Below are 15,050 nucleotides of genomic sequence, written 5' to 3'. Positions count from 1 at the left end.
CCGGCGCCGCCGGCACACCGGAGCGGAAGCGGGGCCCCGGCGGCCGTGCACGGCGCCGACGACACACGCGCGGGGCGCGGAGGAGTCTCCTCCGCGCCCCGCGGCGCGCGTCCGCCCGGCCGCGGCACCACCGGGACCGCTACCGGCACCGGCACCGGCACCGGGGAATGTCCGGGGCACGGGCTCCGGCGGCGGAACAATCACGAGCTGTGCAACGCTGTAAGGGCGAAGCGGTAACGCGGACACCCGGGACGGTGCACCGAACCACCCCGGCCGCCGTTGAACCACCGTCACCGCGGCCCGACTTCTCGCCAGGCGAACACCGCCACCGCGGAAACTGCGCGAGAACCGCCCCGATACCGGGTATGAATGCAGGTGGACGGGTTCTTCGACCCGTCCAGGGGCAGTATGTGCGACCGGCCGCAGAGGATCCGGCTGCGTCCCGGCGGCGCTTGTTCGCCGATGGCGTAGCGGATTCCGGTGCATCGGGCCCACCTGTGGGAACACCGATTCCCAGCACCAGGTTGGGATTGGTGTCGGCTGGTCGCGCAGCATCTCGCTCCCGTACCGGGGAGTGAATCCGTGGGCCGCGCCGCTGAGCGGGACTAGCATGCGGAAGGACAGGGCGGGGACGGACCCCGAACTGCCCGACCGCTCTGAGGAGCGATAAACGATGTTCGAGAGGTTCACCGACCGCGCGCGGCGGGTTGTCGTCCTGGCTCAGGAAGAAGCCCGGATGCTCAACCACAACTACATCGGCACCGAGCACATCCTCCTGGGTCTGATCCACGAGGGCGAGGGCGTCGCCGCCAAGGCCCTGGAGAGCCTCGGGATTTCTCTTGAGGCCGTTCGCCAGCAGGTCGAGGAGATCATCGGCCAGGGCCAGCAGGCCCCGTCCGGTCACATTCCCTTCACGCCCCGGGCGAAGAAGGTCCTGGAGCTGTCGCTCCGGGAGGCCCTGCAGCTCGGCCACAACTACATCGGCACCGAGCACATCCTGCTCGGTCTGATCCGCGAGGGCGAGGGCGTCGCCGCCCAGGTCCTGGTCAAGCTGGGTGCCGACCTCAACCGGGTGCGCCAGCAGGTCATCCAGCTGCTCTCCGGCTACCAGACCGGCGGCGGCAAGGAGTCGGCCACGGCTGGCGGGCCCGCCGAGGGCACCCCGTCGACCTCGCTGGTCCTCGACCAGTTCGGCCGCAACCTGACGCAGGCCGCCCGCGAGGCCAAGCTCGACCCGGTCATCGGGCGCGAGAAGGAGATCGAGCGGGTCATGCAGGTGCTGTCCCGCCGCACCAAGAACAACCCGGTGCTGATCGGTGAGCCCGGCGTCGGCAAGACCGCCGTGGTCGAGGGCCTGGCGCAGGCGATCGTCAAGGGCGAGGTCCCGGAGACGCTCAAGGACAAGCAGCTCTACACGCTGGACCTGGGCGCCCTGGTGGCCGGCTCGCGCTACCGCGGTGACTTCGAGGAGCGCCTGAAGAAGGTGCTCAAGGAGATCCGCACCCGCGGCGACATCATCCTGTTCATCGACGAGCTGCACACCCTGGTCGGCGCGGGCGCCGCCGAGGGCGCCATCGACGCCGCCAGCATCCTCAAGCCGATGCTGGCCCGCGGCGAGCTGCAGACCATCGGTGCCACCACCCTGGACGAGTACCGCAAGCACCTGGAGAAGGACGCCGCGCTGGAGCGCCGCTTCCAGCCGATCCAGGTCGCGGAGCCCTCGCTGCCGCACACCATCGAGATCCTCAAGGGTCTGCGCGACCGCTACGAGGCCCACCACCGGGTCTCCATCACGGACGCCGCCCTGGTCGCCGCCGCCACCCTGGCCGACCGGTACATCTCGGACCGCTTCCTGCCGGACAAGGCGATCGACCTGATCGACGAGGCCGGTTCCCGGATGCGCATCCGCCGGATGACCGCGCCGCCGGACCTGCGCGAGTTCGACGAGAAGATCGCCGACGTGCGCCGCGAGAAGGAGAGCGCGATCGACGCGCAGGACTTCGAGAAGGCCGCGTCCCTGCGCGACGACGAGAAGCAGCTCCTGCAGGCCAAGGCCAAGCGCGAGAAGGAGTGGAAGGCCGGCGACATGGACGTCGTCGCGGAGGTCAACGAGGAGCTCATCGCCGAGGTCCTGGCCACCGCCACCGGCATCCCGGTCTTCAAGCTGACCGAGGAGGAGACCTCCCGCCTGCTGCGCATGGAGGACGAGCTGCACAAGCGCGTCATCGGCCAGAAGGACGCCATCAAGGCGCTCTCCCAGGCCATCCGGCGCACCCGTGCGGGCCTCAAGGACCCGAAGCGCCCCGGTGGTTCGTTCATCTTCGCCGGCCCGTCCGGTGTCGGTAAGACCGAACTGTCCAAGACGCTGGCGGAGTTCCTCTTCGGCGACGAGGACGCGCTGATCGCGCTCGACATGTCCGAGTTCTCCGAGAAGCACACCGTCTCCCGGCTGTTCGGCTCCCCGCCCGGCTACGTGGGCTACGAGGAGGGCGGCCAGCTGACCGAGAAGGTCCGCCGCAAGCCGTTCTCGGTCGTCCTCTTCGACGAGGTCGAGAAGGCCCACCCGGACATCTTCAACTCGCTGCTGCAGATCCTGGAGGACGGTCGTCTGACCGACTCCCAGGGCCGCGTGGTCGACTTCAAGAACACCGTCATCATCATGACGACCAACCTCGGCACCCGGGACATCTCCAAGGGCTTCAACCTGGGCTTCGCGGCCACGGGTGACACCCAGACCGGGTACGAGCGGATGAAGGCGAAGGTCGGCGAGGAGCTCAAGCAGCACTTCCGCCCCGAGTTCCTGAACCGCGTCGACGACATCGTGGTGTTCCACCAGCTGTCCGAGGACGACATCATCCAGATCGTCGACCTGATGATCGCCAAGGTGGACGAGCGGCTCAAGGACAAGGACATGGGCCTGGAGCTCAGCGTCGAGGCCAAGAAGCTGCTGGCCAAGCGCGGCTACGACCCGATCCTGGGTGCCCGTCCGCTGCGCCGCACCATCCAGCGCGAGATCGAGGACCACCTCTCCGAGAAGATCCTCTTCGGCGAGCTGCGGGCCGGCCACATCGTCGTCGTCGACGTCGAGGGCGAGGGCAAGGACGCCAAGTTCACCTTCCGCGGCGAGGAGAAGTCGGCCGTCGCGGACACCCCGGCGGCGGTCGCCTCGTCCGGTCCTGACCTGACGAAGTAGCCCAACTTTTAACAGACAACTTCACAGCAACGGAGCCCCCGGCGTTCGCGCCGGGGGCTCCGTGCGTTCCGGCCCGCGGGCGGCGGTACCGGTACGAACCGGGAAGGGCTGCTCCCGCGCTGGTTGGTGCGGGTGCGCTCCTTTTCTCAGTGAGGTTTAACGAAGATACGGTTGACAGATGGTCAGCTGATGGGAAGTCGCGGAGCATAGCGCCGTGGCCATGTCATGGTCAAGATCTATCTTTTTTATGCACGCTTGTATCCAATGACGTCCACCTGTCTTTCATTTTGGTTTGCCGGGCTTTGGCTGAGAGCTGGCCCCGGTCGGGGAGGACGTCACAACGTTGAAGAACACCAGGAGAACCGCTGCAGCCGCCACTGCCGCAGCGGTCATAGTCACGCTCGGCGCGGGCCTGTTCCCGGGCACCGCCGTCGCGGCCGGCTCGGCCCCCGTGCCGATTGACCCGGCTGACGCCGTTCAGGCCGTCAACACCGAGCACAACATCCCCGGCCCGCTGACGGCGAAGGTGGAGGCCGAGCAGAAGGCCGCCACCGAGAAGCTGCTCGACGGGACCGCCGAGGTCGAGGAGCACAACGGCTCGACCAGCGTGAAGCTCGGCAAGGACAAGTACGTCGAGCTCAAGCGCGAGCGCACCGACAAGATCTTCACGATCCTCGTCGACTTCGGCGACCAGGTGGACAACACCACCAAGACGCCGGACGGCAAGGTCAAGTACGGCGGTGAGGCCGGTCCGAAGCACAACGAGATCGAGCAGCCGGACCGCGCGACCAACAACTCGACCGCCTGGCAGGCCGACTACAACCAGCAGCACTACCAGGACCTGTACTTCGCCAAGGACAAGCCCTCGCTGAAGACCTACTACGAGAAGCAGTCCTCGGGCCGCTACTCGGTCGACGGTGTGGTCCAGGACTGGGTGCGCGTGCCGTGGAACGAGGCCCGCTACGGCTCCGACTACTGCGGCTCCAACGTCTGCGCCAGCGCGCAGGACCTGATCCGCGACGCCGTGGACATCTGGTACAAGGACCAGCTGGCCAAGGGTCAGACCGACGCCCAGATCAAGGCGACCCTGGCCCAGTACGACCAGTGGGACCGTTACGGCTCGCACCACGACGGGAACTTCAACCAGCCCGACGGGTACATCGACCACTTCCAGATCGTGCACGCCGGTGAGGACAAGTCGGCCGGTGGCGGCAAGCAGGGCACCAAGGCCCTGTGGGCGCACCGCTCGTACGTCTACGGCAACCTCACCGGCACCGCCGGCCCCGAGGGCAACAAGCTGGGCGGCGTCCAGGTCGGCAACTCCGGTCTCTGGATCGGCGACTACACCATGCAGCCGGAGAACGGCGGCCTCGGCGTCTTCGCCCACGAGTACGGCCACGACCTCGGTCTGCCGGACCTCTACGACACCGCCGGCAAGGGCATCGACAACTCGGTCGGCTTCTGGTCCATCATGTCCTCCGGCTCCTGGCTCGGTGAGGGCAAGGACAGCATCGGCGACATGCCGGACGACTTCGACGCCTGGAGCAAGTTCAAGCTCGGGTGGCTGAACGCCGACCACGCCAAGGCCGGCACCGAGTCGACGCACCACATCGGCCCGGCGGAGTACAACTCCAAGCTCCCGCAGGCGCTGATCGTCGACCTGCCGAAGAAGAGCATCACCACCGACATCAACAAGCCGTTCGGCGGCAGCAGCGAGTGGTGGAGCGGCAGCGCCGACAACCTCAACGTCACGCTGACCCGTGACGTCGACCTGACCGGCAAGGCCAAGGCCAGCATCAACGCCAAGGCGTGGGTCGAGCTGGAGCCGGACTTCGACTACGCCTTCGGCGAGGTCTCCACCGACGGCGGCAAGACCTGGACCGTCGTGGACGGCACCTGGAACGGCGCCGCGCTGCCCAAGGAGAACGGCCGCCCGGCCCTCAGCGGCCTGACCGCCGCCTGGGGCGACCTGTCGTTCAACCTGGACGCCTACGCCGGCCAGAAGATCCAGTTCCGCTACCACAACACCACCGACGGCGGCCTGCACTACCGCGGCCTCGCGATCGACAACGTCTCGGTCGTCGCCGACGGCGCCACCGTGGTCAGCGACGACGCCGAGAACGGCGACAACGGCTGGGTGGCCGACGGCTTCAAGCGCTTCGGCGGCTCGTACACCAAGGACTACGCGCAGCACTACATCGCGGAGAACCGGCAGTACGTGTCCTTCGACCAGACGCTGAAGACCGGCCCGTACAACTTCGGCTTCGGCACCGCCAAGCCGAACTGGGTCGAGCACTACGCCTACCAGCCCGGTCTGCTGATCTGGTACTGGGACGAGTCCCAGACCGACAACAACGTCAGCGCCCACCCGGGCCAGGGCCTGATCCTTCCGATCGACTCGCACCCGACCCCGATCAAGTGGTCGGACGGCACCCTGATGCGTCCGCGCATGCAGGGCTTCGACTCGACCTTCGGCTCGCGCCGCGTCGGCCCGCTGACGCTGCACAAGAACGGTGTCGAGACGGTCGTCCCGAAGGCCAAGGGCGTCGACGAGTTCAACGACCTCAAGTCCTGGTGGACGAAGGACAACCAGTACGCGGGTGTCGACGTCCCGAAGACCGGCACCAGCATCGAGATCGAGAACGAGTCCTCGAACTACCTGGAGACCTGGATCCGGGTCCGCCCGGTCGACAACTGATCGCACCGGCAGTAGCGATCGGCCTGTGACCAGGCAGCTCTGAACGACTCCACGTCCGGCCCGTCCCCGCACCGCGCGGGGGCGGGCCGGACGCTTTTGCGCCGCTCCCGCCGAGGCCGGAGCAGACCGGCAAACCCCGGCGGCGGGTGGTGCTGGTCACAGGCCGGCGGCGCGGTACGACCGATGGTAGTAGCGGGGTCGGGGGGCGGGCGAGCCGGCCGGGCGCGGGCGGGGCGATCGGATTTCATGATCATTGCTCCGTCGGCTTGAATCTCCGGCGCCCCGCCGACTACACGCCGTAGTACGTCACCGCGTTTGGGACTCCGCCCGGTGACCGTTACACCTGAGTGGTCCCCCGCTCAGCACGCGCCCGAACCGGGCCCTTCGTGCTGCCCTCGTACGACCCGTGAGGTACGGCCACCGATGTCCGACGTCCCGCACCCGGGGCCGGCCCTGCGCCGGCTCGCCGCCCGCACGGCGGCCCGGGCGGCAGCCTGGCAGCCCCGGCTCGGCCACGCCGTCCGCGCCCATGCCGCGCCGCTGCGCGCGCTCGCCGCACCCCGGCACACCACGCTGCCGGGCAGCCGCCAGCGCTCCGAGCACGACCACGCACTGGTCTCGGCCGGGGCGGCCGTCGCGCTGCTCGCCGGCGTCCTGCTGGCGGCCACGCCCGGCAGCGCCTCGGCGCAGACCGTCCTGCCCACCACGCCGGGCAGCTCGGCCTTCACCGCGCCGCGGGCGGAGGTGCCCGACCCGGGGCTGGTCCAGGTCGCCGGGCCCAGCCCGTACAAGCTGCCCGAGGACGGCGAGTCGGCCCAGCAGTTCGTGGCGGTGGCGGCCAACCTGCTGCCGCTCGAAGCACCCGCCCCGGCCCCGGAGCCCGAGCCCGGGCCGGCCGCCGAGCCGGCGCCCGAAGCGGAGCCGGCGCCCGCACCCGAGTGGTCGGCGCCGGTGCCGGACGCGCCGACCAGCAACCCGTACGGGGTGGCCAACCGCAGCTACGCGGCCGGGTACCACACTGGGGTGGACTTCGCGATCTCCCGGGGCACGCCGCTGCTGGCGGTCGGCAACGCGACCGTGGTCTCGGCCGGTTGGGACGGCGCGTACGGCAAGGAGGTCGTGCTGCGGCTCGCGGACGGGCACTTCGCGCAGTACGCGCACCTGTCCTCGCTGACGGTCTCGGCGGGCCAGCAGGTCGCGGCCGGCCAGCGGATCGGGCTGTCCGGGAGCACCGGCAACTCGACCGGGCCGCACCTGCACTTCGAGATCCGCACCAGCAACCGCTACGGCGCGATGGTCGACCCGATCGCGTACCTCGCCGGGCACGGCGTCACGGACTTCTGAACGGCCCTCACGGCCGGGCGGGGGCCGGCGCGGGGGGCGCGGGCGGTGCCGGGTGGGTGATCCGGCCGCCGACCTCCAGTGCGACCGTCCGGGCGGCCTCCAGCGCCTCGTCCAGGTCGGCCACCGGCGGCTTCTCGCCCCACACGTTCTCGGGCCGGTCGCAGTCCTTGGCGTCCTGCTGGAGCAGGAACATCGACGAGTGGATGGTGAACAGCGTCATCGCGGCGCGCAGCCGGTCCTGGAAGCTCGCCTGCGGCCCGTGCACCAGCTGCATCATGGTGATGATCCGCTCCCGGAAGGCGAGCCCCGCCGGGGACTCGCGCAGGGCGGGCTGGTTCTCGTGGAAGAAGCGCAGCAGCGGGGCCCGCTCGGCCATCCCGTCCGCGAAGCGGCGGATCAGCTCGTCGCGCATCTCCGGGCTCCAGGCCTGCGTGCGGCCCCACGCGATGGTCTCGTCGATCGGCGCGGCCATCCGCTCGACGATGCCCAGGACGATGTCGTCCTTGGTCTTGAAGTGGTAGTACAGCGCGGCCTTGGTCACGCCCAGGCGGTCGGCGATCTCGCGCAGTGAGGTCTGCTCGTAGCCCTGCTCGGAGAAGAGCTCCAGCGACACCTCGATGATGCGAGCCCGGGTGTCGCTGCGGGGGCTGTGCGGAGTGCCCATGGCCTGCCTCATGACTGCGTCGGTGACTGCTGCGGACTCCCGGTGGTGTCCGCCCGGGCAACATTCTCCCTGCCCACGGGGCCGCTCGGAAAACTGGCTTGACGACCGGCTAGTGGACAACTTACCGTGCCGACGATCGATAAACTAGCCGGGCGACAAGTAAGTGAGCCGCCGCACGGCCCGACGCTCCATCCGAACCACCCCTCCGGGAGACCCCACCTCATGTCACAGCCCAAGACCACCGGCCCGGTACCGGAGGAGAAGACGGCCGAGGAGGAGCAGCCGCGGTCGCCCCGCGAGATCCGCCTCGTGATGATCGGCCTGGTCGTCACCATGCTGCTGGCCATGCTCGACAACCTGATCGTCGGCACCGCGATGCCGACCATCGTCGGCGACCTCGGCGGCGCCGAGCACCGGTCCTGGGTGGTCACCGCCTACACCCTGACCACCGCCGCCTCGACCCCGATCTGGGGCAAGCTCGGCGACCTGTACGGCCGCAAGGGCAGCTTCCTCACCTCGATCGTGATCTTCCTGGTGGGATCGGCGCTCTCCGGCCTGTCGCAGAACATGACGGAGCTGATCGGCTTCCGCGCCGTGCAGGGCCTGGGCGCCGGAGGTCTGATGGTCGGCGTCATGTCGATCATGGGCGCACTGGTCCCGCCGCGTGACCGCGGCAAGTACCAGGGAATGTTCGCCGCCGTGATGGCCCTCGCCACCGTCGGCGGCCCGCTGGTCGGCGGCTTCATCACCGACCACCTCAGCTGGCACTGGACCTTCTACATCAACCTGCCGCTCGGCGTGGTCGCGCTCGCCGTCGTCATCGTCACCCTGAAGCTGCCGAAGGTCCGCAGCACCGCCAAGATCGACTACCTGGGCGCGATCCTGCTCACCACCGGCATCACCTCGCTCGTGCTGATGACCACCTGGGGCGGGCAGCAGTACGCCTGGGGCTCCAAGGAGATCCTCGGCCTGGCCGCGCTCGCCGCCGCCTCGCTGATCGCCTTCTGCTACGTGGAGCAGCGGGTCGAGGAGCCGATGCTCCCGCTCAGCCTGTTCAAGAACCTGAACTTCACCCTGGTCTCGATCATCGGCTTCATCGTCGGCTTCGTGATGTTCGGCTCGACCTTCTTCCTGCCGTTCTACCAGCAGATCGTCCAGGGTGCTTCGGCGACCAACTCCGGCCTGCTGCTGATGCCGTTGATGTTCGGCATGCTGGTCGTCTCGCTGGTGGTCGGCCAGGCCGTCACCAAGACCGGCAAGTACCGGATCTTCCCGATCATCGGCACCCTCGTGATGGCCGGCGGCCTGATCCTGCTCTCCACGATGGGCACCGAGACCAGCAGCTTCACCTCGGCCTGCTGGATGGTCGTGCTCGGCGCCGGCATGGGCTTCCTGATGCAGATCACCATGCTGGTCGCGCAGAACAGCGTCGAGCTCAAGGACATGGGCGTGGCCAGCTCCACCGCCACCCTGTTCCGCACCATCGGCGGCTCCTTCGGTGTCGCGCTGTTCGGCGCGCTGTTCAACAACCGGGTGACCGACACCATGAAGGAGAAGCTCGGCGAGCAGGCCACCGCGGGCGGCGTGAAGGACCCGGGCGAGATGAGCCCGGCCGATCTGCGCAAGCTGCCCGAGAGCATCCAGGACGCCTTCCACCACGCGGTGTCCAACGGCATCGACACCGTCTTCCTGTGGGGCGCCGGGGTCGCCGTGATCGCCATCGCCGCCGCGCTGTTCCTGCGCGAGGTGCCGCTGCGCGGGACGGGCAAGGGCGAGAAGCCGACCGAGTCCTCGCTGGAGGCGGCGGCCGTCTGACAGTCCGCCCGTACGACCGCAGCGCCCCCGGGAGGTTCGTCCTCCCGGGGGCGCTCGGCCTTACTGCGGCAGCCGGTAGACGCCCTGCTCGACCGGCTCGACCAGGCCGTCCGCCACCAGGCCGTCCAGGGCCCGGGCCCGCTGCACCGCGTCCGGCCAGACCGCGTCCAGCCGGGCCTGCGGCACCGTGCCGTGCGCCTCGCGCAGCACCGCGAGCAGCTTGCCGCGCACCTGGCGGTCCGTTCCCTCGTAGGACTGGCCGCGCCGGGCCGGGCCCTCGTACGGCGGGCGGCCGGCCCGCTGCCAGGCGCAGCCGGCGAACAGCGGGCACTCCCCGCACTCCGGGCCGCGCGCGGTGCAGACCAGCGCGCCCAGCTCCATCACGCCGACCGCCCAGGTGGCGGCCGTCTCGGCGTCGTCGGGGAGCAGGGCGGTGGCGGTGCGGCGCTCGGCGGCGGTAGTGGCCTGCGCCGGGTATTCGACGCCGGTCACCGCGCGGGCGAACACCCGGCGGACGTTGGTGTCCAGCACCACGTGGCGCTGGCGGAAGGCGAAGGACGCGACGGCCGCGGCGGTGTACTCCCCCACCCCGGGCAGCGAGAGCAGGGTGGCGTGGTCGTCCGGGACCTCGCCGCCGTGCTCCTCGGTGATCGCCACGGCGGCCGCGTGCAACCGCAGGGCGCGGCGCGGGTAGCCCAGCCGGCCCCACATCCGGACCGCCTCGCCGGGCGCCTCGGCGGCGAGGTCGGCCGGGGTCGGCCAGCGGGTCAGCCAGGCCTCCCAGGCGGGCAGCACCCGCTTGACGGGGGTCTGCTGGAGCATGAACTCGCTCACCATGACGGCCCAGGGCGTCGCGTCGGGGCCCCGCCAGGGCAGGTCGCGCTTGCTCGCCTCGTACCAGTCCAGGACGGTCGAGTGGAACAGCGGCAGGGGCAGCGGCAGCCGGGCGTCGTCGGTGGGAGCGGCGGCAGTGGTGGCGGTGGCGGTGATGGCAGTCATGGCCCTTCGATCCTCCCACGCCCTCCGACCCGGCCGAAGGGGAGTCGAAGGGGAGTCGAAGGGGAGGAGATTCCTCCGGATCCTTCGGGGCCTCCCCGGAAATCGACCTCCCGGGGCTCCCTCGAACGGATCAAATGGCGGATCATGTGAAGGAAGGGGCGACTGTGCGGTGTTGGTGAGTCAATCGCCACACACAGTCTCGTAGAGTTTGGTCGTGCCCTCTCTGCGTCAACCCGTGGGACCGCTGCCGGCCTCGATCTACTGGCGTCGGCGCGTCGTCGTGCTCGCCGCCGTCGCGGCGGTCGTCGCCCTGATCGCCTGGCTGATGACCGATCAGGGCGGTGACGGCGGCTCACCGAGCAAGGCCGCCCAGGCTGTTCCCACCCAGCCACAGACCCCGGCCGAGGCCATCACGCCCGGCGCCTCGCCGAGCGGCCCCGCGGCGCGCCCCGGTGGCGGCACCGGCGGCGGGAGCAACCCCGGCGGCGGTCCGGTGGCCGGCAGTGGCGGCACCGAGGTCAACCTCAGCGGCGGCACCGGCGCCAACCCCGCTCCCGCGGGCGGCGGCTCGGCGGCGGGCGCCGGGGCCGGCGGCGCCGGCGGCGCGGCGGGCAGCACCGGCGGCTCGGGCTCCGGCGGGCCTGGCGGCGCGGGCGGTACCGGCGGGTCGGGCGGCGGCGCTCCGGCGTTCAACACGCCCGAGATCATGGCGCTTCCGGTCTGCGCCTCCTCGCAGGTCGCCCTGGAGCTGGCCGGCACCCAGAACTCGTACCAGCCCAAGGACAAGCCGAAGCTGGCCCTGACGGTCAAGAACTCCTCCGGCGCCAACTGCCGGGTGGACTTCGGCCGGGTCGCCTCCGCGATCACCGTGAGCGCCAGCAACGGCGACCGGGTCTGGTCCTCCGGCGACTGCCCGGCCGACAAGGGCAGCATCTGGGTGCAGCTGGCGGCCAACGGCAACCAGACCGAGACCTTCACCTGGGACCGCAGCCGCAGCAAGCCGCAGTGCGCCACCGCCGACCAGGCGCCGCCGGCCAACGGCACCTACGTGGTGCTCGCCGAGCTCACCGGGCTCTCCGGGGACAAGGTCTCGGCGCGGACCTCGATCCGACTGGACAGCTGAGGGCCGGTCAGACATTGGGAGCCTCCGATCGCCGCACGGCGGTCGGAGGCTCCGGTGTTTCCGCAGGACGGCCCCGGGGCGGAACGCGGGACGGCCCCCGGGAAGTGACTCCCCGGGGGCCGTCCGTACGTCTGCCGTCCGCAGTCTGCGGTCCGCGCAGCTGCCGTCCGGTCAGACGTAGCGCTCCAGGATGGACGATTCGGCAAGGCGGGACAGGCCCTCGCGGACCGAGCGGGCGCGGGTCTCGCCGACGCCCTCGACGGTCTGCAGGTCGTCGATGCTCGCGGCGAGCAGCTTCTGCAGGCCGCCGAAGTGCTCGACCAGGCGCTCTATCACCGTGTTGGGCAGGCGCGGGATCTTCGCCAGCAGGCGGTAGCCGCGCGGCGAGACGGCGGAGTCCAGGGACTCCGGCGTGCCCGAGTAGCCGAGCGCCTTGGCGACGGTCTGCAGGTCCAGCAGCTCGGCGTGGGTGAGCGCCTCCAGGTCGGCCAGCACCTCGGTGACCGTCCGGCCCTTCTTGGCGGCCCGCTCCGGGAAGTAGTCCCGGGCGACCAGTTCGCGCTCCGGCTCCACGCCCGCGATCAGCTCGTCCAGCTGCAGCGAGAGCAGGCGGCCGTCGATGCCGAGCTCCAGCACGTAGCCGGCGATCTCGGTGGCGATCAGCCGGACCATCTCCAGGCGCTGGGCCACGGCGGTGACGTCCCGGACCGTCACCAGGTCCTCGATCTCCAGCGCGGAGAGCGTGCCCGCCACCTCGTCCAGGCGCAGCTTGTAGCGCTCCAGGGTGGCCAGCGCCTGGTTGGCGCGGGACAGCACGGTGGTGGAGTCCTCCAGCACCCGGCGGGTGCCGTTGACGTACATCGCGATCAGCCGCATCGAGTGCGAGACCGCGACCACCGGGTAGCCGGTCTGCCGGTTGACCCGCTCGGCAGTGCGGTGGCGGGTGCCGGTCTCGTCGGTGGGGATGGTCGAGTCCGGCATCAGGTGCACGCCGGCCCGGACGATCTTGGTGATGTCCTTGTCGAGCACCACCGCGCCGTCGAGCTTGCACAGCTCGCGCAGCCGGGTGGCGGTGAACTCGACGTCCAGGACGAAGCCGCCGGTACAAAGGGACTCGACGGTCTTGTCGAAGCCCAGCACGATCAGGCCGCCGGTGTTGGCCCGCAGGACCCGCTCCAGGCCGTCACGCAACGCCGTGCCGGGGGCGATGGCGGTGAGGGAGGCCCGCAGCAGGGCCTCCTCACGGGAGGCCTTGTCCGCCCCCCGGTCGCTGGCTGCCACGTGACTCCTCCGGTCGACCCGTGCCGCGCGCCTCGCGCCGTGCGCCGGTCCGCGGTCTGTTGCTCTGTCGCTCAGTACCGCTCGGTACTGCCTATTGGCCTATGAGACTGGGGAAAGTCTAACTGCGTGTGGCCGCGACAGGGCTTGGGTCAGCGCAGTTCGTCGGAGTCGAGCGGCTCCCAGCCGTCCATCAGCTCCTCCGGGTAGGCGGCGACCCGGGCGGAGCGGGGGGCCGGCGGCGCCGACGGAGCCTCACCACGGAGCCCGGTACGAGCATCGCCGCGGGCCTCCGGGCGGGCCTCGCCGCGCGGCTTGGCGGCGGCCCGGCGACGGCCCGGGATCGCCCGCAGCGCCTCACCGATGTCGGCCACCTCGACCACCTTCATGCCCGGCGGCACCTTGCCCGGGTCCGGCGGGACCAGGGCATGGGTGAAGCCCAGCCGGTGCGCCTCGGCCAGCCGCCGCTGCACACCCGTCACCCGCCGTACCTCGCCCGCGAGACCGACCTCGCCGATCGCCACCAGGTTGCTGGGCAGCGGGGTGTCGGTGGAGGAGCTGGCCACCGCGAGCGCGACCGCGAGGTCGGCGGACGGCTCGCTCAGCTTCACCCCGCCGACCGTCGCGGTGTAGATGTCCTGCTTGCCGAGCTTCACCCCGCCGTGCCGCTCGACCACGGCCAGGATCATCGCGATCCGCGGCGACTCCAGGCCCGAGGTGGTGCGGCGCGGCGAGGGGATCTGCGAATCCACCATCAGCGCCTGCACCTCGGCGACCAGCGGGCGCTTGCCCTCCAGGGTGACGGTGAGGCAGGTGCCGGGGACGGGCTTGTCACGCCTGGTCAGGAAGAGGCCGGATGGGTCGGCCAGGCCGACGATGCCCTCGTCGTGCAGCTCGAAGCAGCCCACCTCGTCGGTGGCGCCGTAGCGGTTCTTGACCCCGCGGATGAGGCGCAGCCGGGCGTGCCGGTCCCCCTCGAAGCTGAGCACCACGTCCACCAGGTGCTCCAGCAGGCGCGGACCCGCGATCTGGCCGTCCTTGGTGACGTGGCCGACCAGCAGGGTGGCCATGCCGCGCTCCTTGGACGCCCGGATCAGCGCGCCCGCCACCTCGCGGACCTGAGCCGGGCCGCCGGGGGCGCCGTCCAGCTCGGCGGAGGCGATGGTCTGCACCGAGTCCAGGATCAGCAGGCCGGGGTTGACCGCCTCGATGTGGCCGAGCACGGCGCCGAGGTCCTGTTCGGCGGCGAGGTAGAGGTGCTCGGAGAGCGCGTTGATCCGGTCGGCGCGCAGCCGGACCTGGCCGGCCGACTCCTCGCCGGTGACGTAGAGCGTGCGGTGCCGGTCGGTGGCCGCCTTGGCCGCGACGTCCAGCAGCAGGGTCGACTTGCCGACGCCGGGCTCGCCGGCCAGCAGCACCACCGCGCCGGGGACCAGCCCGCCGCCGAGCACCCGGTCCAGCTCCGGCACGCCCGTGGAGCGGGCCGTCGCGACCTGGCCGTCCACCTGGCCGATCGGACGGGCGGGCGCGCTGACCGGGCCGGCCGCCGTCGTCCGGATCGGCACCGCGCCGTACTCCTCGACCGTCCCCCAGGCGTTGCACTCCGGGCAGCGGCCGACCCACTTGGGCAGCTGGTTGCCGCACTCGGTGCAGCGGTACGCCGGGCGCGGCTTGGCGGTGGTCTTGGAACGCGGAGGCATGCGGCCCACGGTAGCGCCTGGGTCCGACAACGGCGGTCCGCCACTGGGCTCGCCGGGCATCCACACAGATGGGCGATGTTGTTACCCGAAAGAAGTACATACGCGGTGAATGACGGGGCCGGGCCGTCCGGGGTCTCTACCGTCGGTCGGGTGACAACGCGAACTGCGCGAACTGTGGGGCAGGTCGGGCCTGCGAGGCCGGCCGGGGCCGGCGGGCCTGGTGGGCCCGGTGGGCG

9 protein-coding genes are annotated in these 15,050 nt (G+C 70.8%); 5 read left to right on the top strand and 4 right to left on the bottom strand.

Annotation, left to right across the window (positions count from 1 at the left end; translation table 11 throughout):
- Positions 1 to 673 precede the first annotated feature (673 nt).
- From BX285_RS07890 to BX285_RS07880, 3 genes are all read left to right on the top strand, one after another.
- On the top strand, positions 674 to 3,193 hold the full coding sequence (locus tag BX285_RS07890; protein ID WP_097237352.1) for an ATP-dependent Clp protease ATP-binding subunit: 2,520 nt from the start codon (positions 674 to 676) through the stop codon (positions 3,191 to 3,193).
- Between the two features lie 343 nt (positions 3,194 to 3,536).
- The gene (locus BX285_RS07885) at positions 3,537 to 5,891 is read left to right on the top strand and encodes an immune inhibitor A domain-containing protein (RefSeq protein ID WP_121174793.1); all 2,355 of its coding nucleotides are present in this window, start codon (positions 3,537 to 3,539) and stop codon (positions 5,889 to 5,891) included.
- Positions 5,892 to 6,314: 423 nt separating this feature from the next.
- Positions 6,315 to 7,235, top strand: coding sequence for a M23 family metallopeptidase (locus tag BX285_RS07880; protein ID WP_183107026.1), 921 nt, complete (start codon positions 6,315 to 6,317; stop codon positions 7,233 to 7,235).
- 7 nt (positions 7,236 to 7,242) lie between these two features.
- Here the strand turns inward: BX285_RS07880 and BX285_RS07875 are convergent, their stop codons facing one another.
- Positions 7,243 to 7,899, bottom strand: coding sequence for a TetR/AcrR family transcriptional regulator (locus BX285_RS07875; RefSeq protein ID WP_179852837.1), 657 nt, complete (start codon positions 7,897 to 7,899; stop codon positions 7,243 to 7,245).
- 222 nt (positions 7,900 to 8,121) lie between these two features.
- Here BX285_RS07875 and BX285_RS07870 point away from each other — a divergent pair, with 222 nt between their 5' ends.
- Entirely contained in the window at positions 8,122 to 9,714 is a 1,593-nt protein-coding gene (locus BX285_RS07870) for an MDR family MFS transporter (RefSeq protein WP_121174792.1), read from the top strand.
- Between the two features lie 60 nt (positions 9,715 to 9,774).
- Here BX285_RS07870 and BX285_RS07865 read toward each other — a convergent pair whose 3' ends face one another.
- Entirely contained in the window at positions 9,775 to 10,713 is a 939-nt protein-coding gene (locus BX285_RS07865) for an A/G-specific adenine glycosylase (RefSeq protein ID WP_097237348.1), read from the bottom strand.
- A 214-nt stretch (positions 10,714 to 10,927) separates the two neighbouring features.
- Between BX285_RS07865 and BX285_RS37855 the strand changes: the two genes are divergently transcribed.
- A complete protein-coding gene (locus BX285_RS37855) occupies positions 10,928 to 11,836 on the top strand; it encodes a hypothetical protein (RefSeq protein ID WP_143685774.1) in 909 nt (302 codons plus the stop codon).
- Positions 11,837 to 12,007: 171 nt separating this feature from the next.
- Here BX285_RS37855 and disA read toward each other — a convergent pair whose 3' ends face one another.
- Positions 12,008 to 13,066 (bottom strand): DNA integrity scanning diadenylate cyclase DisA, encoded by a 1,059-nt coding sequence (disA, locus tag BX285_RS07855; protein ID WP_030056163.1) that lies wholly within the window; start codon positions 13,064 to 13,066, stop codon positions 12,008 to 12,010.
- A 200-nt stretch (positions 13,067 to 13,266) separates the two neighbouring features.
- A complete protein-coding gene (gene radA / locus BX285_RS07850; RefSeq protein ID WP_121174791.1) occupies positions 13,267 to 14,814 on the bottom strand; it encodes a DNA repair protein RadA in 1,548 nt (515 codons plus the stop codon).
- Positions 14,815 to 15,050: the final 236 nt, after the last annotated feature.

It is taken from the genome of Streptomyces sp. 1114.5 (assembly GCF_003635085.1).
Taxonomy (GTDB): domain Bacteria; phylum Actinomycetota; class Actinomycetes; order Streptomycetales; family Streptomycetaceae; genus Kitasatospora.
This window is presented reverse-complemented; position numbering and strand designations above follow the sequence as displayed.

What these genes read in the sequence shown, in the direction of transcription:
- radA (WP_121174791.1), bottom strand. Translation starts at nt 14,814, where the DNA reads ATGCCTCCGCGTTCCAAGACCACCGCCAAGCCGCGCCCGGCGTACCGC.
- BX285_RS07870 (WP_121174792.1), top strand. Translation starts at nt 8,122, where the DNA reads ATGTCACAGCCCAAGACCACCGGCCCGGTACCGGAGGAGAAGACGGCC.
- BX285_RS07875 (WP_179852837.1), bottom strand. Translation starts at nt 7,899, where the DNA reads ATGGGCACTCCGCACAGCCCCCGCAGCGACACCCGGGCTCGCATCATC.
- BX285_RS07890 (WP_097237352.1), top strand. Translation starts at nt 674, where the DNA reads ATGTTCGAGAGGTTCACCGACCGCGCGCGGCGGGTTGTCGTCCTGGCT.
- BX285_RS07865 (WP_097237348.1), bottom strand. Translation starts at nt 10,713, where the DNA reads ATGACTGCCATCACCGCCACCGCCACCACTGCCGCCGCTCCCACCGAC.
- BX285_RS07880 (WP_183107026.1), top strand. Translation starts at nt 6,315, where the DNA reads ATGTCCGACGTCCCGCACCCGGGGCCGGCCCTGCGCCGGCTCGCCGCC.